The sequence below is a fragment of the Nocardiopsis sp. NPDC006938 genome (genome assembly GCF_042869555.1).
Taxonomy (GTDB): Bacteria; Actinomycetota; Actinomycetes; order Streptosporangiales; family Streptosporangiaceae; genus Nocardiopsis.
On sequence record NZ_JBIAGA010000004.1, the window covers coordinates 181,308 to 201,331 of the forward strand.

At 71.4% G+C, this 20,024-nt stretch carries 18 protein-coding genes; 10 read left to right on the plus strand and 8 right to left on the minus strand.

Annotated elements, in window-relative coordinates; translation table 11 throughout:
* The first annotated feature begins 160 nt into the window (after nucleotides 1-160).
* A complete protein-coding gene (gene eccD / locus ACFYL4_RS08240) occupies nucleotides 161-1,507 on the plus strand; it encodes a type VII secretion integral membrane protein EccD (RefSeq protein WP_387517430.1) in 1,347 nt (448 codons plus the stop codon).
* 65 nt (nucleotides 1,508-1,572) lie between these two features.
* Here the strand turns inward: eccD and ACFYL4_RS08245 are convergent, their stop codons facing one another.
* Together ACFYL4_RS08245 and ACFYL4_RS08250 are read right to left on the minus strand one after the other, a co-directional pair.
* The gene (locus ACFYL4_RS08245; protein ID WP_387517432.1) at nucleotides 1,573-4,305 is read right to left on the minus strand and encodes a hypothetical protein; all 2,733 of its coding nucleotides are present in this window, start codon (nucleotides 4,303-4,305) and stop codon (nucleotides 1,573-1,575) included.
* Between the two features lie 41 nt (nucleotides 4,306-4,346).
* Nucleotides 4,347-4,736, minus strand: a complete 390-nt coding sequence (locus ACFYL4_RS08250) for a type VII secretion target (protein ID WP_387517434.1) — start codon at nucleotides 4,734-4,736, stop codon at nucleotides 4,347-4,349.
* Nucleotides 4,737-5,055: 319 nt separating this feature from the next.
* Between ACFYL4_RS08250 and ACFYL4_RS08255 the strand changes: the two genes are divergently transcribed.
* The 7 genes from ACFYL4_RS08255 (at nucleotide 5,056) to ACFYL4_RS08285 (ending at nucleotide 12,608) form a co-directional block, all read left to right on the plus strand.
* Complete coding sequence (locus tag ACFYL4_RS08255) at nucleotides 5,056-5,391, plus strand: hypothetical protein (RefSeq protein WP_387517436.1); 336 nt, start codon at nucleotides 5,056-5,058, stop codon at nucleotides 5,389-5,391.
* Between the two features lie 24 nt (nucleotides 5,392-5,415).
* The gene (locus tag ACFYL4_RS08260) at nucleotides 5,416-5,712 is read left to right on the plus strand and encodes a hypothetical protein (protein ID WP_387517438.1); all 297 of its coding nucleotides are present in this window, start codon (nucleotides 5,416-5,418) and stop codon (nucleotides 5,710-5,712) included.
* Nucleotides 5,709-6,134, plus strand: a complete 426-nt coding sequence (locus ACFYL4_RS08265; RefSeq protein ID WP_387517440.1) for an ABC transporter permease — start codon at nucleotides 5,709-5,711, stop codon at nucleotides 6,132-6,134. The genes ACFYL4_RS08260 and ACFYL4_RS08265 overlap by 4 nt, the downstream gene beginning before the upstream one ends.
* A 105-nt stretch (nucleotides 6,135-6,239) precedes the next feature.
* Entirely contained in the window at nucleotides 6,240-7,172 is a 933-nt protein-coding gene (locus tag ACFYL4_RS08270; protein WP_387517797.1) for an AAA family ATPase, read from the plus strand.
* Nucleotides 7,172-8,302, plus strand: a complete 1,131-nt coding sequence (locus ACFYL4_RS08275; protein WP_387517442.1) for a DUF58 domain-containing protein — start codon at nucleotides 7,172-7,174, stop codon at nucleotides 8,300-8,302. The genes ACFYL4_RS08270 and ACFYL4_RS08275 overlap by 1 nt, the downstream gene beginning before the upstream one ends.
* Complete coding sequence (locus ACFYL4_RS08280; RefSeq protein WP_387517444.1) at nucleotides 8,290-10,563, plus strand: transglutaminase-like domain-containing protein; 2,274 nt, start codon at nucleotides 8,290-8,292, stop codon at nucleotides 10,561-10,563. Before ACFYL4_RS08275 ends, ACFYL4_RS08280 begins: the two co-directional genes overlap by 13 nt.
* Nucleotides 10,560-12,608, plus strand: coding sequence for a protein kinase (locus tag ACFYL4_RS08285; RefSeq protein WP_387517446.1), 2,049 nt, complete (start codon nucleotides 10,560-10,562; stop codon nucleotides 12,606-12,608). The genes ACFYL4_RS08280 and ACFYL4_RS08285 overlap by 4 nt, the downstream gene beginning before the upstream one ends.
* A 26-nt stretch (nucleotides 12,609-12,634) precedes the next feature.
* Here the strand turns inward: ACFYL4_RS08285 and ACFYL4_RS08290 are convergent, their stop codons facing one another.
* The 4 genes from ACFYL4_RS08290 to ACFYL4_RS08305 form a co-directional block, all read right to left on the minus strand.
* Complete coding sequence (locus ACFYL4_RS08290; protein ID WP_387517448.1) at nucleotides 12,635-13,267, minus strand: MBL fold metallo-hydrolase; 633 nt, start codon at nucleotides 13,265-13,267, stop codon at nucleotides 12,635-12,637.
* A complete protein-coding gene (locus ACFYL4_RS08295) occupies nucleotides 13,264-14,349 on the minus strand; it encodes an S-(hydroxymethyl)mycothiol dehydrogenase (RefSeq protein ID WP_387517450.1) in 1,086 nt (361 codons plus the stop codon). Before ACFYL4_RS08295 ends, ACFYL4_RS08290 begins: the two co-directional genes overlap by 4 nt.
* 313 nt (nucleotides 14,350-14,662) lie before the next feature.
* Nucleotides 14,663-15,472 carry a peptidoglycan recognition family protein gene (locus ACFYL4_RS08300; RefSeq protein ID WP_387517452.1) on the minus strand — a complete coding sequence of 270 codons (810 nt, stop codon included), beginning with the start codon at nucleotides 15,470-15,472 and terminating at the stop codon, nucleotides 14,663-14,665.
* A gap of 182 nt (nucleotides 15,473-15,654) precedes the next feature.
* Nucleotides 15,655-16,029 carry a DUF3817 domain-containing protein gene (locus tag ACFYL4_RS08305; protein WP_387517454.1) on the minus strand — a complete coding sequence of 125 codons (375 nt, stop codon included), beginning with the start codon at nucleotides 16,027-16,029 and terminating at the stop codon, nucleotides 15,655-15,657.
* Nucleotides 16,030-16,231: 202 nt separating this feature from the next.
* Between ACFYL4_RS08305 and ACFYL4_RS08310 the strand changes: the two genes are divergently transcribed.
* Both ACFYL4_RS08310 and ACFYL4_RS08315 read left to right on the plus strand, forming a co-directional pair.
* A complete protein-coding gene (locus tag ACFYL4_RS08310) occupies nucleotides 16,232-16,999 on the plus strand; it encodes a 2,3-dihydro-2,3-dihydroxybenzoate dehydrogenase (RefSeq protein WP_387517456.1) in 768 nt (255 codons plus the stop codon).
* 206 nt (nucleotides 17,000-17,205) lie between these two features.
* Nucleotides 17,206-17,598, plus strand: a complete 393-nt coding sequence (locus ACFYL4_RS08315; RefSeq protein ID WP_387517458.1) for a GNAT family N-acetyltransferase — start codon at nucleotides 17,206-17,208, stop codon at nucleotides 17,596-17,598.
* Between the two features lie 85 nt (nucleotides 17,599-17,683).
* Here ACFYL4_RS08315 and ACFYL4_RS08320 read toward each other — a convergent pair whose 3' ends face one another.
* Both ACFYL4_RS08320 and ACFYL4_RS08325 read right to left on the minus strand, forming a co-directional pair.
* Nucleotides 17,684-19,150 carry an MDR family MFS transporter gene (locus tag ACFYL4_RS08320; protein WP_357765636.1) on the minus strand — a complete coding sequence of 489 codons (1,467 nt, stop codon included), beginning with the start codon at nucleotides 19,148-19,150 and terminating at the stop codon, nucleotides 17,684-17,686.
* A 265-nt stretch (nucleotides 19,151-19,415) separates the two neighbouring features.
* Nucleotides 19,416-19,982, minus strand: coding sequence for a TetR/AcrR family transcriptional regulator (locus ACFYL4_RS08325; protein WP_387517460.1), 567 nt, complete (start codon nucleotides 19,980-19,982; stop codon nucleotides 19,416-19,418).
* Nucleotides 19,983-20,024: the final 42 nt, after the last annotated feature.

Genomic DNA, 20,024 nt, shown 5'->3' on the forward strand with positions numbered 1-20,024 from the left:
ATGATCCCGCGCCCCGGCGGTGCCGGACAACCGGTGTCACCGGGTCTGTGGACAACCGGGCCACGGCCCGGTGAGATCCTCGCGCGGGGTCTGCGGTTCGCACCCGCCCCCGGGCGGCCGCGCGCCGATCACGACCGACGACGAACGCGGGGAGCCCCAGGTGAGCGGATACTGCCGGGTCACGGTGACCGGACCGGATCGGTGGGCCGACCTCGTCCTGCCGGGAGGGGTGTCCGTGGCGGCGCTGATGCCGCAGGTCGTGCGCGTGTGCTCCCCGGCGGACGACGGCCTGCGGTCCGCCCGCTGGAACCTGGTCGCCGTGGACGGCACCCCGATCCCCTCCGAGGGCTCGCTCGTGGAGGCGGGCGTGCGCGACGGCGACGTCCTCCTTCTGGACCGGGTGACCGCACCGGACCGCCCGTCCTTCGTGGACGACGTGCGCGGCACGGTGGAGGACCGCGTCGACGAGCGCGCGTGGCTGTGGAAACCCACCACCACGCTCGGCTTCGGGCTGTCCCTCGCCGCCCTGGGGCCGCTGCTGGTCATGGTCGCCCTGGTCCTGGTCCGCTCCTCGCCGCTGGACCTCGCGGTGTCCGTCCTCGGGTTGCTGACGGCGCTGGGCGCGGTGTGGCTGGCCGGCTCCCGCGACCTTCCCGGCGTGGCCCACGCCGCGCAGTCCGCCGCCTGCGGATGGGGCGCCCTGACCACCGTGCTGGCCGTCCTGGGCGTGGGCGCCACGGCTCCCACGCCCATCGTGACCGTCCTGTTCGCCTGCTTCGGGGCGCTGGCCGCCTCGGTCGGCGGCTGGGCGCTGGCCCACCGCCTGCTGCCCTACCTGGCCGGGCTGAGCGTGGTCACCGCTTCACTGGTGCTGCTGGTGGGGCTCGGCCTGTTCACCGACGGGCCCATGGCGGTGCGCCTGCTCGCCGTCCTACTGGCCCTGGGCATCGGGGCGCTGCCCCGGATGGCGCTGGCCCTGGGCGGCCTGTCGGGGCTGGACTACGAGGTGCGTCAGGTGGGCCAGACCGACAACCAGCGCTTCGAGGAGAGCCTGGCCAACAGCGACCGCATGCTGACCGGCACCATCCTGGGGGTGTCGGTCGCCGCGACGCTCTCCGTGGGCCTGCTGGCCCTCACCGGTGACGGGCGCCGCGACCTGGTTCTGGCCGCCCTGGTCTCGCTCGCCCTGCTGATGCGGTCCCGCCTGTTCGACCGGGTGTCCCACGTGCTGCCGGTCCGCCTCACCGGTGTGCTGGGCCTGGCCGTGACCGGGGTGGCCGCCACGACGGCCCATCCCGCCCTGGCCGGGGCGCTGCCCGCCGTGGTCCTGGTGGCGTGCGTGGCGGTGGCCGCGCTGAGCGCGATCCGTCTGACCGACGTCCCCAGGGCCTCGCTGCGCCGCCTGCTCAACGGGGTGGAGATCGCGGTGGTCGCCGGGATGTGCGTGGCCGCCGTCTGGTCCCTGGGCGTGTATGAGGCGGTCTCCACCGTCCGCATCGGCGGCTGACCGCCGTGAGCCCGATGACGTGGTGGTTCGTCATCGCCTCATCGAGGAGGACACCCGGATTCCGGTCACCATTGCTTCAGTGACTTCGGTACGTGGACCTCCGGGTAGTAGGACTTTTCCACCCATTCGAGATAGTCCTTTACCCAGTCCTCGTGTCCTCCGCTCAATTCAGAAGTTTCACCGGCCTCCTCGAGAAGCTTGACCAGTCGGGGGAAGTTTCCTTCAGGGTTTTCGGATACTGTCTCCACGACGGCGGGATGCACGGGGTCCTTGTCGACGTCATGTTGGTCTGGGAGGAATCCCTTCTCCTTCAGGGTCTGCGGGTCGATCGCATCGCGGTCCAGGTAAATCTGGAGCAGTTGGAGTTGTGCGTGGAAGTTGGCGCCATCAGTGTTGACGAAATCTGTGGACGGTGCGTCCTCGCCATGCTCTGACTCCCATTCTTGTTTCCGCTCCTGTTCCCGTTTCCGTGCATCCTCGTCCCACTCCTCCAGAAATTTTTCTTTGTCAGAGACTTCATTGAAACGGAGCGCGACCTCTCCGGTGCTGGCTGCCACTCCTCCTGCATAGGGTATTTCTCCGAGGAGTCCGTTGTTAATGGCCACGCGGATATTGAAGGAGGTCTGCCATTCATCGGCTGCGCGCTGTCTGGCGTCCTCGCTGTCCATGTCGCGAGAATCGTACTCCGCGATCATGGCGTTGTGGACGAGGTTGCGTAGAGTGCTCACTTTGGCGCCTGCCATGCCAGCGGCGCCTTCCGTGGTGTTTCCTATGGCAGCGTCGATAGTACGGAGCTCCAGGAGTTCGGTCGCCGCGACTATTGATGCCACGTTGTCGTCGTCAGCTATCAGTAACTGAAGAAATCCTTGTTTTGTGTTGCGAGTGAGCTGAAGGGCGTTCTCTCCAGACGTATGTAGAAGGAGTCCTTCGTCGGAAAATGAAACAGCTCCGTACTCGTTGGTTTTACTGTTCAGGATAAAGTCATCTTCGTATGTCAGATAAATTTTGTTGAAGGACTCGGTGAGTTTGGGGTTGATTTCGGTGACTGCCCGGTTGTGGTCGGAGCTGTCGACTTCGTGCGTGTCATGAAAAGGTTGTCCGTGTTCTCCTCCCGCAAGAGTCTCCATGAGGGCGACGGTTGCCTCTCCGGCCATCTGTGCCTGTTCTGGCGTTCCCTGGGCGAATTCCGGAATCCAGTCGGTGAGTCCCGCGACAGCCTTTCCGTCATCATCCCAGTTGTGGGCGTACAGGCCCAGAAGTGCCTGCGAGTTCTCCTTGAACTCCGGCATGCCCTCGCTGCGGGGGTCATCGATATCATGGCCGGGGTGACTCCGCTCTCCGGTGAGGATGTCGTAGTTGGCCTGCTCATTCCTTGTGGTCACGTCCAGGAGATCGGATAGTGGTATCTGTGGATCCTCGATGAGGTTGATTTTCAGAAGCTCGTCCAGGTGCGACCTAGGTTCTTTCAGTACATCACCTGTGATGTTGTCAATGTGGTGGCCCGTGCTCAATGTGAGATTGGCGGAGAATTCAGTTCCGCCATGGAGGTCGGTGGAGGTGTGCTGTATCAAGTCGCTGAATTCCACGGCGTCCTGGAGCCACTGTAGGGAACCCGTGGGCTTCCAGCCCAGTTCATGGATTCCGAGGGCGGATTCGGTGAACGGTCTCAGGCCATTCTCGAAGACCTTGTCGCTCAACCAATCAAATCGTCCCTTGTCCTCTTCCCACGTAGTTGCGGGCAGGCCGTTGGCCAGCCTCTGAGTGCTATTGGGGAGTTTGTCCTGGCCTCCGCCTATACCCTCGTCGGACAGGGTGATCAGGCCGTCGGCGACGCTCGACATGAAGGCCCGACGTTGCTCCGGATTCCATTCCGGTCCATCGTCTCCCTCCAGCCACGGCACGATGCGTACGATGCCGTGTGGAGTCATGCCTTCCAGCTCCTCGTAGAACTTCTCAAGGAAGGCGATCTCCTCCTCGCCCAAGTTCCGAGGATTCCCGAAATGAGACCTGTTGGCTTCTTGGAGGAGGGCGGCCCTGGTGCTGACCGCCGTTATGGTAGCGAGGATCTCGTAGAAGCGATCATTCGGTTCCTTGTCCCCGTTCAGGTAGGGTTCGAGTTCCCGCGACAACTTTACGGCTTCGGCCTCCGTGACGGGGAGGGGGATGTCCTCGTGTGCTCCGAGGATGTTGTACGCGCTCCAGCCGAGAACGCCAGCCTCCACCATTTCCTTCAGATTCTTCGTCTCAGGACCCTCCTCGAGCATGGTCGCGCGTTCGCGCGCCGTTTCTATCAAGGTGTCCTTGAGGTCGTCCCCCCGCCTGTTGTAGTCACGTAGGAGCGTGGCCGCGGCGGTGTTGAAAGCTTCTCTGTGGGAGGACAGGACGTCCTCGTCGACTGCGAGGAAAGTATTGATCTTGAAGAGTGGTTGGTGTATTTGCCTGAGAACAGCTTCGGCCTTGGCGTAGTCGCGAATCAGTTCAGATCGACTTTCCCGAAAGTCGATCACGTCCTGAAGCCAATAGTTCGCCACGCCGGCCGAATAGGTCAACACCAGGCAAGCCCTGCGCCACTCCTGTTCGTTGTAGGAGGCGGCGGAACTGATGTCATCGCTGATGAGATCGGAGAACTGCTTCGCCGCGTTGGTGAGGGAAGTGTGCTCCGCATCCGCGTCGCCCAGAATCCGGCGGGCGAGGTTCCATGCGGTGGCGCACTGAATGCGCAGAACCAAGGTTTGCACGCCGGTGTTGGGAGGATCGAACTCGAACGTGTGACCGGGGCCGCCTGACGCGTCGTGCATGTACCTGTTCCTCCGTGCTCGGCTGGATGGGGGCAATCGGTTCAGGCGGGGTACTGGTTGAAGCGGTTGATCTCACGAAGGAGGCGGGTGGTGTCGTAATCCTGGACCCCCGCGTCGTGCGGGGTGAGGGGACGGTGATCGAAGCCCTCCTCTGCCTCGTGATCAGTGTCGGAGATACGCTGAGCGGCCGCCTCCACATTGTGCGCGATGGTCGTGCCGTTCTTCTCGACTGTCTGTACATCCTGCTTGTGGTCGATGAAGTACTTGGAGAAGGCGCCGTTGATCTTGGCCTCGACAGCGGCCTCGTCGAGTAGGTCCGCCGTGGTCTCGAAGCTGGGCGTGACCCCGTCCAGTGCGCCGCTCACCCTTTGGGCGATCCGCGCCGCGGCTCGGGCCTCATCGGTGTCGGCTCCGACCTCCGAGTCGGTCATGGTCCGCCTTTCGTCGCTTCTGGGGGCTCCGGGTCCGGGCCCCAGGTGGATGGCAGTGTCGATGGGCGCCCTTGTGAAGGGTGCCGGTACTCTGTGGGACGCTCGTGAGGGCCTGGGCGATGAGAATGTGTCCTCTTCCGGTCACACTGCGTTCCCAACGCCACTTTCCGTTGACAGGGGGCGCGACCTTCACTACTTTCCGGTTCGAGTCGTGATCTGTGACCGTGAACAGACCTCCCCCGAACACACGGATCGAGCGCCCCTGAGACACCGGCGTCGAGCGCGGGCCAGGGGGAGCCGAGGGGAAGAGGAGGGACACGTGGCCAACAACGTCGCCTCAGACGAAACCAACTCCATGTCGCAGGGCGGGGCACGCCTCGACGAACAGAGCCGTGGCCTCAGTGACCGCATGCAGTCCCTGATCGACGTCCTGGACCAGGACGGTCAGGCGCTCCAGGGCAGCGCGCTCAGGGCTTACCGACAGGGCCAGGCCGAACTCGTGACGGGCTTCCAGGCGCTCGTCGAGTGGTGCAACAAGTACGGCGTCAACCTCAACCTGGGTCAGGAGAAGATCAACTCTGCGGACGTCCAGAGCGAAGAGGACTTCTCCAAGGCCCAGAACGAGCTCAGTTACCTGAGCCGGAAGATCTCGTAACAGCGAAGCGGGGGAGAGGACGCCATGGGCGTGAACAAGTACGAGGTCGGCGCGGACATCGACGCGCTGGACCAGTTGAGCGCCGACCAGCGCCAGTACCTGGGCTACTTCAAGGCCATCATGCAGGAGATCAACACCCAGACCAAGGACACCATCAGCAAGTTCGAGGGCGGTGAGAAGGCCCTGCAGGACAGGGCGGCCGAGTTCGACATCGCCTTCGAGATGACCAACCGGGGCTTCTCCAGGATGATCGACGCCGTCGACGGCACGGTGGACGGCTACCGCGATACCAAGAGCTACCTCGACAACCTGTTCGAGTGAGCACCCCCTACGGCACCCAGGGTGTGCCGGGGGCCCCGCCACACCAGCGGGCCCCGGACCCGGGGCCCGCTGGCGCCCATCCCGAACCCCCCGCCCCCACCCCGCTCCCCGAAGCGTTCCAGACCACCCCCCACACCGAGCGCTACGTCCTCCAGGCCGACGCCCTGCGGCGTCGGCAGCTGCGTGCCGCCCTGCTGTACGGTTCCAGCCGCTACTGGCGCCGGCGCCACCACGTGTGGCCCTCCGTCGTCGTCGGCCTGATCGTCGCCGCCGTCCTGGCGGCGGGGATCGTGGTCTACGGAGCCTTCCAGACCCAGCGCGAACTCAACGAGCAGCGCGGGCATCAGACCCAGACACAGGACCCGAACACCCCGCTCGTCCCCCAGGAGCGACACCCCGCGGGCCCGGAGCAGACTCCCTGACCCGCCTTCCGTAACCCGAAGGACACCCCCGTGACCCTGCACGCTGCTCCCTCCGTGCCGCTCTCGACGGACGAGGCGGCGGTCCATGCGGACGCCTTCGACGCGATGGCCTCCTCCGTCGGGTCGGCGCTCCTGGGTAAGTCCGAGGTGGTGCGGCTCTCCCTGGTCGCCCTGCTCTCCCAGGGGCACCTGCTGTTGGAGGACGTGCCCGGTACCGGCAAGACCACCCTGGCCCGCGCCGTCGCCTCCACCGTCGACGGGGTCTGGCGGCGGGTGCAGTTCACCCCCGACCTGCTGCCCTCGGACGTGACCGGGGTGACCGTCTTCAACCAGGCCACCCGGGAGTTCGAGTTCCACCCCGGGCCGGTCTTCGCCAACGTCGTGATCGCCGACGAGATCAACCGCGCCTCCCCCAAGACCCAGTCCGCGCTGCTGGAGGTCATGGAGGAGGGCGCCGTCACCGTGGACGGGGTACGCCACACGGTCCCCGCGCCCTTCCTGGTGGTGGCCACTCAGAACCCCGTGGAGATGTCGGGCACCTACCGGTTGCCCGAGGCCCAGCTGGACCGGTTCCTGATGCGGCTGACCGTGGGATACGCCGACCCCGCCGCCGAACTGGCCATCATGCGCGGCGACCGCCTCACCTCGCCGGACGCCCTGCCCGCCCACACCGACGCCGAACGGATGGAACGCGTGCGCCAGGCGGCCCGTCGTGCCCACGTCGACGACGCCGTGTACGAGTACGTGCTGCGCGTGGCCCGGTCGACCCGCGACCACCCCGCGCTCAGCGTCGGGTTGTCCACCCGGGCCACCGTCGCGATGGCGCACACGGCAAGGACCCTCGCCCTGGTCTCCGGCCGCCCCTACGTCACCCCGGAGGACGTCAAGACCCTGGCGCAGCCGGTGTGGGCGCACCGACTGGTGCTCTCCCCTGAGGCCTCCGTGGGCGGTCGCACCGGTGTCGACGTGCTCGACGAGATCCTGTCGGCCACCCCGGCCCCCCAACCGGGACAGCCGGGGGCGACGGCGACCCGCTGATGCCGACCACGAGGGGATGGCTGGTGGCCGTCGCGGGGGCGTCACTGCTCGCCGCGGGCATCCTGTCCGACTACCAGGAACTCGCCCTGCTCGGTGCCCTCGCGCTCCTCGCGGTGACGGCGGCGACCCTGTTCGCGGGCCGACCCGCCGCCGTGACCACGACCCGCTCACTGCCCGGAGGGACCCGCACGACTCCGGGACGCTCCGTGCGGGTCCACATGCGGGCGCGCAACACCGGCCGCCGGGGCGTGCGGATCAGCGAACGGGTGGTCGGCCCGGACGGGGAACACGACGTGCCCCTGGCCCCGCTGCGGGGCGGCGGCTCCGGGGGGTCGGACTACTGGCTCCAGCCCCTTCGGCGCGGCCTGATCGAGCTCGGCCCCCTGCGGGCGGGCCGCTCCGACCCCCTCGGCCTGGCGCGGAGCACCCGCACCCACGGTGGCACCGACCACGTGTGGGTCCATCCCACGTGGCAGTACCTGAGGGCGGTGCCGGTCGGCAGCGTCGCCGACCCGGACGGCGAGGTCGACGGAGCGAAGGCCGGCACGCTCACCTTCCACACCCTGCGCGACTACGCCCCGGGCGACGACCTGCGCCATGTCCACTGGCGCAGCTCCGCCCGCCTGGACCGACTCGTCGTACGCGAGTACGTCGACACCTCGCAGACACGCCTGTGCGTGATCGTCGACGACCGGGCCGCGTCCGGTGCCGACGAACGGCTGGACGAGGTCGCCGGGGCCGCGGCCTCGCTGTTGGCCACCGGGGTACGGGCCTCGCTCCACTGCGAACTGCGGTTGGTCAGCGGACGCGGCAGGGACAGCGGGGGTGGTCTGCCCCCACTGCTCGACCTGCTCGCCGAGGCCGCTCCCACCACCGGAACGGACCTGGCCGACGCCCTCCACCTGGCCCGCAGCCGGAGCCAGGGCGACACGGCCATCCTGGTCAGCGGTACCGCCGACGCCACGGACCTGCGTCTGTTCGGCCAGTTGTCCGACCGCTACCCCAGCCTCGTCGCCGTGGTCGTCGGCCAGCGGGTACCGCCTCCCGCGCCCGACTCCGTCAGGCTCGTCGCCGCGGCGGACGCGGCGTCCTTCGCGGATCGCTGGAACGAGGCACCATGGCCACGATGACCGCCCCCGCCCCAGAAGGGGTCGCTCCACCCGGTCGCCCGGCCCCCTCCTTCCCGGGAACGCTCCCGGCCCGCGCGGGCCTGGTCCTGTCCACCGCGGCGGGCGGGGTCGTGGTCTCCGCCTCCTACGCCTCCTCCGGTGTCCTCCTGGCCGTGCTGGCGGTGTGCTCCGCGGTGTCGGTCGCGGTCGCGCTCCTTCTGCGGGCCCGGTACAGCGCGCTCCGCGCGGTGCTCACCGGTGTCCCCCTGCCGCTGGCCGGTGTGGTGGCCGCCGCCGCGTGGGTCCCGGGGGAGGGGGACGGTGTCCTGCTCGGGGCGGGTGAGGCGCTGCTGCACTCGGGGGCGCGCATCCTCACCAGCACGGCGCCGACCCCGCTCACCGTCGACACGCTCGCCCTTCCGCTGCTCGCGACCTGGGTCACCGGCACCGCCACCGCCCTCGCCTGGCGGGCCGAACGCCGTGGGCTGGCTCTGCTGCCGGGCCTGGTGCTGCTCGTGGGCGCCGTCGTGCTCAACGGTCCGGTCGCCCCGCCCGGGTTCGCCGCGATCGGCCTCATCGGCGTTGCGGCGGTCCTCGTCATGACCACGCGGTCGGCAACGGCGACGGGCGGCGACACGGGTTCACCGGCCCTGGGCATCCAGGTGGACCAACGCCCCGCCGGCCCCTCCCCGGTCCGCGACGCGGCCGTCACCGGTCTCCTCTGCCTCCTCACCGCGACACTGGCGGTGTTCGCGGGGCCGGTGCTGCTCTCGGGCTGGACCGCCGAACCCGGCGATCCGCGCGCCGTGCTCGCCCCGCCGATGGACCCGCAACAGGCCCGGAACCCGCTCAGCTACCTCCCGGGATGGGCCGCCGAACCGGACCAGCCGCTGCTCACCGTCGAGTCCGACCAGCCCGTCGAACTGCGCTGGGTGGCGCTCGCCGACTTCACCGGCACCACCTGGCTCCCCGAGAGCGGTTACCGCAACGCCGACCGGGTCCTGCCCGCGCCGGTCCCGCCGCCTCCCGGAGCGGACGGCGACGTCACCGCGCGTGTCAGCGTGGGCGACGACCTGCCCGGCAGTTGGGCACCGGTGGTGGGCGCGCCGCGCCGGGTCGATCTCGACTCGCTCGGCTACGACGCCCTCACCGGCACCGTCGTCACCAGGGACGGCGCCGTCGCCGGACGCGACTACGAGGTGGTCGGCACGGTGGCGGACTGGTCGGGGGTCGACCTGTCGGGGTCGGCCCCGCCGGTGGGCGACGTGTACGAGCTCTACCGGGAGCTGCCTCCGGGAGCTCCGCCCATCCTCGACGAGGTCGTCGCCGAGATCGCCGCCGAGGGCGACTACCACCACCGCGCCCGGGCCATCGCCGACTACCTGCGCGACTCCCACACCTTCGACCCGGAGTCCGCGGGCGGGCACGGCTACGCGCACGTCGACGCGGTCCTGGCCGCGCCCGGGGGCCGGGGCGGATCGGGGACCTCGGAACAGTTCGCGAGCGCCTTCGCCCTGTTGGCACGGGCCGCCGGGCTGCCCAGCCGGGTGGCGGTGGGGTTCGCGCCCGGGACAGACCTGGGCGGCGACGTGTACGAGGTACGCACCGGAGACGCCTACGCGTGGGGTGAGGTGTACTTCGACGGGGTGGGCTGGGTGCCCTACCACGTCACTCCCGGCGGGCGGGACGACGCCGGTGCCGACGAGTCCCCCGAGAGCGGACCGGAGGCGGACGGCCCCGAGGCCGGAGAGCTGGACGCGTCCCCCGCCACCGAGGACGGGGAGTCCGAGCGGACCCGACCCGACGAGTCGCGTGCGGTCCCCCTCGTGCTGACCGGCGCGGCCGGACTGCTCGCCCTGGTCCTGGCGGTCCCCGTGGTTCGGTTCGGGCGCCGCGCCGCACGCCTGGACTCGGGGCCCCCGGCCCCGCGGGTCCTGGGGGCCTGGCGTGAACTGCGCGACACGCTCCGACTGGCCGGGGCCGTCCCGGAGGCCGGGGCCACCGTCACCGAGACCGTGGCGGCCGCGCGCGCCCTGGTTCCGGACGCCCCGCCGGACCGGCTCGACCGCCTGGCCGGAGCGGTGAACAGCGTCGGGTTCGGCGGCGGGGTCGACGTCGACGACCGGGTGGCAGGGGAGGCCGGGCGGGCCGTGCGGGACCACCAGCGCGCGGTGCGCGGGTCACGGCCCCGGGCCAGGAGACTCACCTGGTGGTTCGACCCCCGGCCACTGGTGTGGCGTGACGCTCCCGGGCGGGACCGGCAACGGAGAGGACGCCGATGAGCGGCGAGGAACGGCACGACAGGCTGGCACCGGGGTTCCACTCCCCGGAAGTCCTGTACCGGGGGGCGGCCTCGACCGTCTACCGAGCGCGGCGCGACGGCGACGGGGCTCCGGTCGCCCTGAAGGTCATGCGCGACGACGCGGGCGCCGGTGAGGTGGACCGACTGGTCGAGCTGTCCGGGGTCGCGGGGCTGGTCCGGGCCGTGGGCGGGGGGCGCACCTCGTCCGGTCGGGCCTTCGTCGCGATGGACCTCCACCCGGAGGGGGACTACGCGTCCGCCATGGCGGACCGGGGGCCGCTCCCGGTCGCGGAGGTCCTGGCCGTGGGGCGCGCGGTGGCGGAAGCGCTCGCCGCCCTGCACGAACGCGGGCTGCTGCACCACCGGGTCGAGCCCGCCAACGTGCTGCGCGCCCCGGGCGGGGCCGTACTCGCGGACGTCGGCGGTGTCCTGCCGGTGGAGGGCCGCGCGGAACCCGTCGGACTGGACCCCGTCGCGGTGGCGTACGCGTCCCCGGAGGCGTTGGGCGGCCGACACCCCCTGACCCCCGCCTCCGACACCTACCGGCTGGGCGCGGTGCTCTGGGCTCTGCTCGCCGGGCATCCGCCCTTCGCGCGCGGGCCGGGGGAGGTCGGTGACCCGTTCGCCTACCGGGAGAGGGCCCTTTCGGAGGACGCACCCCGATTGCCGCGCGCCGACCTGCCGGGGCGGCTGCGGGCGCTCCTGGACCGGGTGCTGTCCCGCGACCCGGACCGTCGGCCGAGCGCGGCCGAGCTCGCCCGCGACCTGGCCGGGGAAGGGGCCGGGGCGGGGGAGGGGGCGCCCTCGGGGCCCGGAGGGCAGGCGGGTGCGCCCGCCGGTGCCGGGCCGGAACCCGAGACGACCGACACCGCCGCGAACCCCTGGGGCGTGCCCGGCGCGGTCGCGGTACCGGGTGGTGCGGGCCAGCGGGCCGCCGCCGGGGACGCGGGACGGGAGCCCGACGCCCCCGCGTCCCCCGCGCACTCGGAGCGTGCCCCGGAGCCCTCCGCCGCCGAGGGGCCGCTGCCCGTGCCCTCCGCGCCAGCCAACCCGTGGGGTGTGCCCGGCGCGGTCGCCGGTCCCGGCGACGCCACCGGCGCGACGGTACCGGGCGCCGTCACCACCCCCGCCGCACGCGAGACCACACCGACCCCGCCCGGTGACGTCCAGGGCGACTCCGGCGGTCCTTCCGGCCCTGAGCACGCCCCACAGGCCGACTCCCACCCGCCGGAGGGCGACCACGGGCCGGGTTCGCGACCCTCCGGCGACGCCGGTCCCGCTCCGGCCTCCGCGGCGAGCCTCCTGGCGGACCATCCCGAGATCGCCTGGGCCGCCCTGCCCGGCTGGGCGGGGACCTCCGCCCCCGCAGCGCCGGCGGTCGACGATGCCCCCGCGCCCCCGGAGGGGGCCGGGACCGGACGGACACCCCACCGGGAGCCGACCTCGCCGGAGCCGACCCCGCCGGAGCCGCCGCGTCCCCAGGAGGTCGGTGCCCGTCCTCAGGGGCCCGCCGCGCGGCGCCCGCTGTTCATCGGTGTCACCGTCGTCGCGATCGCCCTCGTCGCCGTCGCCCTGGGGGCGGTCGCGATCCTGCGCCCGAGCGCCGGGGGCGATCTCCTGCGCCAGCTCCGACCGGACGCCGTCGCCTCACCCGAGGCCGCGCGGACCCCCGGCGACGCGGCCGAACCTTCCGGAACCGGAGGGGAGGCCTCCGGCGGCGCGGCGCCCCCGGCGGGGCTGGTCGAGGATGCCGCGCCCGGCGGCGTCACCCTGGACGACGCCGGGCACACCGTGACGGTGAGCTGGACCGACAACTCCGACCCTGCCGCCGCCCACCAGGTCGTCGGCGGGGTCGCGGGGGAGACGCCGGGCAACCTCGCCGACGCCGAACCCGGTTCCGGGCAGGCGCGGGTCAGCGGTCTCGACCCGGGCCGGGAGTACTGCTTCATCGTCATCGCGGTGCTCAGCGTGGACGAGATCGCCCCCTCGGAACAGGTGTGCACGGAGCGGACCTCCGCGTCCTGACCGAGGCCCCCGGTCCCGGGACGTGCTCAATGCCCCCGGTCCACCCACTCCTGGAGGTGCGGGGCCTCCACCCCGATGGTCGTGGAACCGCCGTGGCCGGTGTTGACGACCGTCTCCTCGGGCAGGGTCAGCAGGCGGGTGCGGATCGAGTCCACGATGGTCGGGAAGTCCGAGAAGGACCGCCCGGTCGCCCCCGGCCCGCCCTGGAACAGGGTGTCGCCGCTGAACAGCACACCGAGTTCCGGGGCGTACAGGCACACCGCCCCCGGCGCGTGCCCCGGGGTGTGCAGGACGGTCAGGTCCGTGCCGCCCACCCGCACCGTCTGGCCGTCGGCGAGGTCGCCGTCCGGCGCCCGGTCCGGGTGGGTCATGTCCCACAGCACGCGGTCACCGGGGTGCAGCAGGATCGGGGCGCCGGTCGCGTCGGCCACGGCCGGGGCAGCGTTGACGTGGTCGTTGTGGCCGTGGGTGCACAGCACCGCCACCACCCGGCGACCGCCCACCGCGGCGACGATCGCCTCGGCGTCGTGCGGGGCGTCCACCACCACGACCTCGTCGTCGTCACCCACCAACCAGACGTTGTTGTCCACCTCCCACGAGCCGCCGTCCAGGGTGAAGACCCCGGAGGTGGTCAGGTGTTCCACTCGCGTGTCACTCACAGTCGCACCACCGATCGCAGTACCTCGCCGCGCTCCATGCGGGCGAACGCCTCCTCGACGTCACCGAGCCCGATCTCCTCGGTGACGAACCCGTCCAGGTCCAGCCTGCCCTGGGTGTACAGGTCGACCAGCATGGGGAAGTCGCGGGAGGGCAGGCAGTCCCCGTACCAGCTGGACTTCAGGGCCCCGCCGCGACCGAACACGTCCAGGAGCGGCAGGTCCAGGCGCTGCTCCGGAGTGGGCACCCCCACGAGCACCACGGTCCCGGCCAGGTCGCGGGCGTAGAAGGCCTGCTCGTAGGTCTGGGGAAGACCGACCGCGTCGATCACCACGTCCGCTCCGAAGCCGCCGGTCAGTTCGCGGATCGCCTCCACCGGGTCGGCCTCCCGGGCGTTCACGGTGTGGGTCGCGCCGAACCCGCGCGCCCACTCCAGCTTGCGTTCCTCCAAGTCGACGGCGATGATCCGGGCTGCTCCGGCCATTCGGGCCCCGGCCACGGCCGCGCTCCCCACGCCCCCGCAGCCGATCACCGCCACCGAGTCGCCCCGGGTCACCCCGCCGGTGTTGACGGCGGCGCCGATGCCCGCCATGAGCCCGCACCCGAGCAGCCCCGCGGCGGCGGGGGAGGCGGCGGGGTCGACCTTGGTGCACTGACCTGCGGCGACCAGGGTCTTCTCGGCGAACGCGCCGATGCCCAGGGCGGGGGAGAGCTCGGTGCCGTCCAGCAGGGTCATCCGCTGGTCGGCGTTGTGGGTGTCGAAGCAGTACTGGGGCCGACCGCGCCGACACGCGCGGCACTCTCCGCACACCGCCCGCCAGTTGAGGACGACGAAGTCGCCGGGTGCCAGGTGGGTGACTCCGGTGCCCACGGACTCGACGACCCCCGCGGCCTCGTGGCCGAGGAGGAAGGGGTACTCGTCGTTGATGCCGCCCTCACGGTAGTGCAGGTCGGTGTGGCAGACCCCGCAGGCCTGGACCCGGACCACGGCCTCGCCGGGGCCGGGGTCGGGGACGACGACGGTGGTGAGTTCGACGGGTGCGCCCTTCGCGCGCGAGATCACACCCTGGACCTGTTGGGACATGCGTGCACTCCCTGAACCTCGTGGCCGCCGGTGCCGGAGGGCACCGTCTCCGGTCACCCTGCCGCACCGTCCGCACGCGTGTCCATCATCGGGTCCGGCACGGCTCCCGGGAGCGTTCCGGCGCGATCCAGGCGTTCCGCCCGCCCCAGACCAGCAGGGCCGGAGGAAGTCCACCAGCGCGGCGGTCGGCTGGTCCGCGCCCGCGCGCGGCCGACACGTGTCAGGGGGCGGCGCCCCTTGGAACGGGCACCGCCCCCTGACGATGGTTCACCCGGTGAGTGACGCCGAACGGGGAGACGTCCTCACGGTGCGGTCAGCGGGTGATGTCGTCGGGACCCCGGCCGGGTCCGTGTTCGAACGCGCGCCGGGGCTCGTCCCGGGGGACCGGCGGGTAGGAGGGGCGGTCCTCGCGGGGCACCGTGCGCGTGCCGATCTCCGCCCCCGCCGCCAGCAGCACGCCGGTGACGGCGTCGCGCAGTTCCGGGAGCATCGCGTAGAGGACGTCGCCGGGGCAGGCCGTGGCGTTGAAGTCCCGGTGTCCCAGGATCGCCTCATGCGGATTGAGGCCGTAGGCGCCGCACAGCCAGGCCAGGGTGGCCACCAGGGAGCCGGTCAGGGCCTGGGTGGGCCCCTCCTCCATGTAGGTGCCCTCGTTCTCGATGCCCACGCACGTGCTGTTGTTGTTCGCCACGTGGGCGCCCACGCAGTGGCTGCCCTCCCGGGCGGCGGGGACGGCGCGGTCCCGGCCCTCCATCACGTGGCCGCCGCGGCTGATGGTGAACTGCTGGCCCGCGTCGGCCCAGCCGTTGCTGTCCATGTGGAAGTTCTGGATGGACCTGGACAGCGCCAGCGCGTGCGCCTCGGAGTGGTCGGTGGCGTTGGGGGTCGCGGTGTGGTGCACCACCACGAAGCTCGGCGGTGTGGCCAGGACCTGGACGGGGGTGGTGGGCGGCCGGGCGTTCCAGTCGGCGCGGAAGTACATCGCCGGTTCGGCGGCGGCGCCGGTTCCGACGGAGGCGTGCGCCGTGGAGACGCCGAACGCGCCTCCGGCCAGCGCCGTGCCGGAGGCGACGGCGGCGCCCCGGAGGACGGCGCGCCGGTCGGGGCCGTGTGGGTACGGCATGGGGGTCCCTTCTGCGTAGGAGCCGTGACGTGCCCGTTCACCAGAACATGGCGGACTCGCGGTACGCAAAGGGTCACTTGGGAGTTTCCGTTGTCCGGTACCGGACAGGAGGGGACCCGGTTCTCCTCTGGTATCAGAGTGTCCCCGGAGGTAGGGGAGGGCCCCGTGGCCGGTGTGGCGGGTCAGGAGACCCGGGCGGGCTCCTCCGCGGCGCCACCGGCGTCGTCCGGGACGGTCGTGCGGGCGGCGGGGTCGGTGAGGCGCCCGGTCCGGTGCAGCCACCAGTCGGCGGGCAGCGTGCCCAGCGGAGGCACGGACGCGGCCAGGGCGACCAGGGTCGGCCACACGCCCCAGCGCAGCCGGTAGGCGGCGGCCAGGGTCAGCACCACGTACACCATGAACGCGCCGCCGTGCACCGGCCCGAAGATCTGGACGCCCAGCTCACTGCCGCTTCCGAGGTACTTGACGTACATGCCGACAAGGAGCCCGGCCCAGGTGAAGGCCTCGAAGACGGCCACCACGCGGAAGGCTCGGGCGGTCAGGGCGGTGATGCTCAACGGTGTTCCTCGGGCTCGTCGCGGGGTGGTGTCCGGGGTCCCCGGGCCGCAACCAGGCTAGGTCACCTCCGGCGGTACGCGTTCTCGGGGTGGGGTCACAGGGGTGGTGTCCGAGTACAGCTGGACGGTTGACACCGGCCCCCGGGCGCCCCGAGACTTGCCGCGAACCCCAGCGGGAACGGCGATGGCGGACGGAGTGCGGATGAACGGGATCACCGGTGCTGTGGCGGTCGTCACCGGAGCCGCCAGCGGCGTCGGGCGTGCGGTCGCCGCCGACCTGGCCGCGCGCGGCGCCCGGGTCGCGGCGGTCGACGTCGACCGCGACGGCCTCGCCGGGACCGTCCGGGCCGTGGAGGGTGACGGGCACACCGTCCGGACCCTGGTCGCCGACGTCACCGACACCGTCCGCGTGGAGTCCCTCTTCGACGAGGTCGAGGCGGAGCTCGGGCCGGTGGACACCGTCGTCAACGCGGCCGGAACCCTCAGCACCGGACCCCTCGCCGACTGCACGGACCAGGACTGGAACCGGATGATCGCGGTCAACGCCACCGGTGTCTTCGCCGTGGGGCGGGCCGTGGCCCGGCGGATGGGACCCCGTGGGCGGGGGACCCTGGTCACGATCGCCTCCAACGCCGCCGGGGTGCCCCGGTCCGGCATGGCCGCCTACGCCGCCTCCAAGGCGGCGGCCGTCGCGCTCACCAAGTCCCTGGGCCTGGAGTTGGCGCCCCTGGGGGTGCGCTGCAACGTGGTCTCGCCCGGTTCCACCGACACCCCGATGCTGCGCGCGATGACGGGCGACACCCAGGCGCTCGTGACCGGTGACCCCGAACGCTTCAAGGTCGGCATCCCCCTGGGGAGGCTCGGCCAGCCCGAGGACGTCGCCGCCGCCGTGCGCTTCCTGGTCTCCGACGCGGCCCGGCACATCACCATGCACGAGCTGTACGTGGACGGCGGAGCCGCGCTCCGCTGAACCCCCGTCCGCGCTCCGAGCCGCCGTCGCGGGCCGGACATCGGCCCACGCTCGTTGCGCTGGTCCGGTCACGGGGGGGCGACCACCGGGTGGTCGCTCAGGGAGCGCGGCTTCGTACGCGAGGGGACCTGCGGGGTCGACGGGTACCGGCTCCCGTGGCACCTCCGACCTCGACCACCGCGAGGTGGAGGAGTAGTGTCGCTCGGATGCGCGTCCACGTTCGCCGCCCGGTAGACGACGATGAACTCTCCCGCCTGCACGCCGAGGCGTTCGGCCACGCTGACTCCCCGGTGCCGTGGTCCGAGCGGTTGGAGCGCCACAGCCGCTCCTGGGTGGTGGCCGAGGACGAGGGCAGGGCGGTGGGGTTCGTGCACGCGGTGTGGGACGGGGGAGCACACGCGTTCCTCCTGGACACCGCCGTCGCCCGGAGCCATCGGCGCCACGGGGTGGGGCGGGCGGTCGTGGCCGCTCTCGTGGCGGATCTGCGGAGTCTGGGAGTCGAGTGGCTCCACGTCGACTACGAAGCCCGGCTGGAGCCCTTCCACGAGGCGTGCGGTTTCGGTCGCACCCGGGCGGGCCTGCTCAGGCTCTCGGAGTGAGCGGGTCCGGGGCGGTGGCCCCCGTACGGGAAGGGGGCGGCGGTGGCCACCGCCGCCCCCTTCCGGCGTCTCAGTTTCCGGCGTCTCAGTGCGCCGGGACCGCTTCGGGTTCCTGACCGGCCTCGGAGCGTCGGACCAGGAAGGTCGCGAAGAACGCCAGTGTGGCGATGGCCGCCCCCAACAGGAAGGCCACGTGGATACCGCCCGCCTCGGCGGCGACCGCCTCCACACCGTCACCCAGCCGACTCGCGGCCACGGCCGACATCACCGCGATGAACGCGGCCGTCCCGGCGGCGCCCGCGACCTGCTGCACGGTGCCCACCACGGCGCTGCCGTAGGAGTACAGCGAAGGTCGCAGGGACCCCAGCGCACCGGTGAGCAGCGGGGTGAACATGAACCCGAGCCCGGCACTGAGCGCCATGTGCGCGGCGACCACGTAGCCGATGGGCGTGTCGGTACCGAAGAGGGTCATGCCCCACAGCACCAGGGCGACCACGCCCGCACCCGGTGTGACCAGCGGGCGCGGCCCGAAGCGGTCGTACAGCCGACCGACGAACGGCGCCAGCAGACCCATGAGCAGGCCGCCGGGCAGCAGGGTGAGGCCGGTCGCGAGCGTGTCGTGTCCGAGCACGTTCTGCATGTACAGCGGCAGCAGGATGATCGTGCCGAACAGCGCCATGAAGCTCACCAGCACCAGCGCGATCGACACCGAGAACTGGCGGGACTGGAACACCCGCAGGTCGAGCAGAGCGCGGTCCTCGTTCTGGAGCCTGATCTGGCGCCACACGAACACCACGAGCGCGGCGGCGCCCACCGCGAGGGCCGCCCACGGCGGGATCGCGGCGTCGGGGTCGGCCGCCTTGCCCAGGCTGGAGAAGCCGTAGACCAGTCCGCCGAACGCGAAGGCGGACACGATGACCGAGGGCACGTCGATGCGGGCGGCGCGCGGCTCGGTGACGTTGCGGATGAAGGCCGCGCCCAGGCCGAGGGCGAGCAGCGCGATCGGGAGCACCAGGCCGAACAGCCATCGCCAGTCCAGCACGCTGAGGATCAGCCCGGACAGGGTCGGTCCGACCGCGGGTGCCACCGCCATGACGATGGAGATGTTGCCCATGACACGGCCCCGGCGGTCGGCGGGGACCGTGTTGAGGATCGTCGTCATGAGCAGCGGCATCATGATCGCGGTGCCCCCGGCCTGCACGATCCGGCCGAACAGCAGGATGGCGAAGTTCGGGGCCAGGAAGCAGATCAGGGTGCCGATGCTGAACAGCGTCATCGCGGCGATGAACACCTGCCGCAGGTGGAACCGTTGCAGCAGGAACCCGGTCACGGGGATGATCACGGCCATCACGAGCATGAAGGCCGAGGTCAGCCACTGTCCGGTGGACACGGTGATGCCGAGGTCGCGGTTGAGCTCGGGCAGGGCCACACCCATGATCGTCTCGTTGAGGATGACGACGAAGGCCGAGACCAGGAGAAGCGGGATGACGAGTCGGGTCGCGCGCGGGTCCGCGACCTCGTCGGAGGTGGGTGTGTCGGGTTGCCTGCTCACGTACTTCCTTGCGCGCTCGAGATGGCCTGGATCAGGGGGAAGGGCGGGGTGTCGGTTGTGCCGACGAACGGTCAACCCCGCTGGTCGCGGCGGTATTCCGGGACGAATGGTGTGCATCCTCCGGGAACGCCGCAGCGGCTTCCAGACTAGGCGACGGTACGTCCCGTCTCGCCTGGTTTTTCGCGCGTGTGAGTGGGTTCGGGGGCCTGGTGTGTGTCTCCGCTCACCGGGGCGAACGCGTCGGTGGGGCGCTGCGTTCGGGCCGTCAGGCCAGGAGCCGGTCGAGCTGGTCGCCCAGGGTCCGTTCGGCCTCCGCCGAGGACAGCCCGCCGATGAGGACGCGCAGTGACAGGCCGTCCGCGGTGGCCATGAGGGCGCGGGCGGCCTCGCGCGGGTCGGGGAGGTCGGGGGCGAGCCGGGCCAGCAGCCGGGTGGCCTCGGCCTCCTCGCCGTCCTTGGCCTCGGCCAGCAGTGCCGCCAGGGCGGGGTGGTGGACCGCGGCGGCGACGTACTGGTGGAAGACCGACACCCCGGCGCGCGCCGTCTCCGCGCGCGGGATGGGATGGCCGACCAGCTCCCAGAGCGCCTCGCGGTCGTCGACCCCCTCGGTGGCGTCGGCGTGGAGGCGTTCCGCGCCGCCGAGCATCGCCACGAGGCTGGCCCGGATGAGTTCGTCCTTGCTGTGGAACCAGTACTGGATGCGTCCGACGGAGACCCCGGCGGTCGCGGCGACGTTGCGCATGGACACCGCGCCCATACCGCTCTGGGCGATCACTCCCCACACGGCGTGGAGGATCTCGGTCCGTCTCGGGTCACTGTCCGCGCTGCTCATGGCCGCAGTCTATCCCAGGGTCAATACGACTGTATTGAGATG

Excerpts from the sequence above, each read along its gene's own strand:
- ACFYL4_RS08325 (WP_387517460.1), bottom strand. The coding sequence starts at position 19,982 with ATGAGCAGCGCGGACAGTGACCCGAGACGGACCGAGATCCTCCACGCC.
- ACFYL4_RS08315 (WP_387517458.1), top strand. The coding sequence starts at position 17,206 with ATGCGCGTCCACGTTCGCCGCCCGGTAGACGACGATGAACTCTCCCGC.
- ACFYL4_RS08285 (WP_387517446.1), top strand. The coding sequence starts at position 10,560 with ATGAGCGGCGAGGAACGGCACGACAGGCTGGCACCGGGGTTCCACTCC.
- ACFYL4_RS08300 (WP_387517452.1), bottom strand. The coding sequence starts at position 15,472 with ATGCCGTACCCACACGGCCCCGACCGGCGCGCCGTCCTCCGGGGCGCC.
- ACFYL4_RS08275 (WP_387517442.1), top strand. The coding sequence starts at position 7,172 with ATGCCGACCACGAGGGGATGGCTGGTGGCCGTCGCGGGGGCGTCACTG.
- ACFYL4_RS08250 (WP_387517434.1), bottom strand. The coding sequence starts at position 4,736 with ATGACCGACTCGGAGGTCGGAGCCGACACCGATGAGGCCCGAGCCGCG.
- ACFYL4_RS08310 (WP_387517456.1), top strand. The coding sequence starts at position 16,232 with ATGAACGGGATCACCGGTGCTGTGGCGGTCGTCACCGGAGCCGCCAGC.
- ACFYL4_RS08280 (WP_387517444.1), top strand. The coding sequence starts at position 8,290 with ATGGCCACGATGACCGCCCCCGCCCCAGAAGGGGTCGCTCCACCCGGT.
- ACFYL4_RS08260 (WP_387517438.1), top strand. The coding sequence starts at position 5,416 with ATGGGCGTGAACAAGTACGAGGTCGGCGCGGACATCGACGCGCTGGAC.
- ACFYL4_RS08270 (WP_387517797.1), top strand. The coding sequence starts at position 6,240 with ATGGCCTCCTCCGTCGGGTCGGCGCTCCTGGGTAAGTCCGAGGTGGTG.
- ACFYL4_RS08295 (WP_387517450.1), bottom strand. The coding sequence starts at position 14,349 with ATGTCCCAACAGGTCCAGGGTGTGATCTCGCGCGCGAAGGGCGCACCC.
- ACFYL4_RS08245 (WP_387517432.1), bottom strand. The coding sequence starts at position 4,305 with ATGCACGACGCGTCAGGCGGCCCCGGTCACACGTTCGAGTTCGATCCT.